This is a genomic window from Candidatus Protofrankia californiensis (genome assembly GCF_900634765.1).
Lineage (GTDB): Bacteria > Actinomycetota > Actinomycetes > Frankiales > Frankiaceae > Protofrankia > Protofrankia californiensis.
Genome location: NZ_CAAAFT010000120.1, coordinates 3754 through 4415 on the forward strand (window position 1 = coordinate 3754; position 662 = coordinate 4415).

Genomic DNA, 662 nt, shown 5'->3' on the forward strand with positions numbered 1-662 from the left:
CGAACGCGGCCATCATGCCGTACTCGATACCGTTGTGGATCATCTTGACGAAATGCCCGGCACCGTTTGGCCCGCAATGCAGATAACCCTTTTCCTCCCTGGTCGGTTCGCCGATACGCCCCGGTGTGCGCGGTGCCTGCCCGAACCCTGGGGCGATCGCGGCGAAGATCGGGTCAAGGTGTGACACCACGTCGCTCTCGCCACCGATCATGAGGCAGAATCCGCGTTCCAGCCCGAAGACCCCGCCGGACGTGCCGATATCGACGTAGTGGATGCCCCGGCCGCCGAGCTCCTTTGCCCGGTCGACGTCGTCACGGTAGTAGGAGTTCCCTCCGTCGATGATGATGTCGCCGGCGGTGAAGTGCTCGGCCAGCGCGAGCACGGTCTCACCGGTGATCCCGGCCGGGACCATCACCCAGGCGGCGCGGGGGGCGGAGAGTTTCGCCGCGAACTCGGCCAGCGTGGTGGCTCCGGTGGCGCCCTCGGTCACCAGTTGCTGCACCGCGTCGGCGTTGACGTCGTAGACGACGCAGTCGTGGCCGTGGCGCATCAGCCGGCGCACGAGGTTGGCGCCCATCCGGCCAAGGCCGATCATCCCGAGCTGCACGAGGTCTCCTGTTGGTTGTTGTCTGGTGCGGTGCGGTGCGGTGCGGTCGGAGGCC

General features: G+C 67.2%; 1 protein-coding gene. It reads right to left on the reverse strand.

Features of this window, described 5'->3' with window-relative positions; genetic code table 11:
• Positions 1-607: NADP-dependent phosphogluconate dehydrogenase (locus tag DD1DGNOD_RS07170; protein ID WP_131769711.1), on the reverse strand; the 607-nt coding region annotated here is incomplete at its 3' end.
• Positions 608-662: the final 55 nt, after the last annotated feature.